This window comes from Mesorhizobium sp. M1E.F.Ca.ET.041.01.1.1 (genome assembly GCF_003997355.1).
In the GTDB taxonomy this organism is placed as follows: Bacteria; Pseudomonadota; Alphaproteobacteria; order Rhizobiales; family Rhizobiaceae; genus Mesorhizobium.
Genome location: NZ_RZSL01001200.1, coordinates 1 through 620, shown reverse-complemented (window position 1 = coordinate 620; position 620 = coordinate 1). Strand labels below are relative to the sequence as shown.

Here is a 620-nt window from a genome sequence, read left to right as displayed (position 1 = left end):
GGCGCCGCGCCGGCCGCCGAAACGCAGGCATTTGAGCGCGGCGGCGGCGCTGGCAAAGCGCAGCGCCTTTTCGGGCGGCATCGCTTCGGCAAGGCCGACGGCAAAAGCACCGTGGAAGACGTCGCCGGCGGCCAGCGTGTCGACAGCCTTGACCTTCGGCGCCTCGACATGTCGGACGCGGCCGCTTTCCCGGTCATGCCACCAGGTTCCGGCAGCGCCTCCGGTCACCGCGACAAAGGCGTCGGTGCGCGAAGCAAGATCGGCGCAGGCGCTTTCCGGGTCGAGCGCGTGGCCGCAGACGATGCGCGCCGCAGGTTCCGAGGCGACGATATGCGAGGCTAAAGGTAAGAGCCGCTCCAGCACTTCGACGGGTGCGGTGTCGGCGTCGAGGATCGCCGGACGGCCGGCGTCCCGGGCTGCAGTCAAGGCAAGTGCGGCGGCGCCCGGCCAGCGCACATCCACCAGCACGGCGTCGAAGGCGGAAAGATCGGCAAGCGGCAGCGTGTTTGGGTCGGCCTGAGCTTGTCCGTCGTAGAACGGCACGATCATGCGCTCGCCATGGGCATCGACCAGGATCGCGGCCAGCGCCGAGCGCGCGCCGGCGACGCGGCGCACCAGGC

The 620-nt window shown here is 70.8% G+C and carries 1 protein-coding gene; it reads right to left on the bottom strand.

The window, feature by feature from the left end:
- Positions 1-620: PfkB family carbohydrate kinase (locus tag EOA38_RS38340; protein WP_127301668.1), on the bottom strand; the 620-nt coding region annotated here is incomplete at both ends.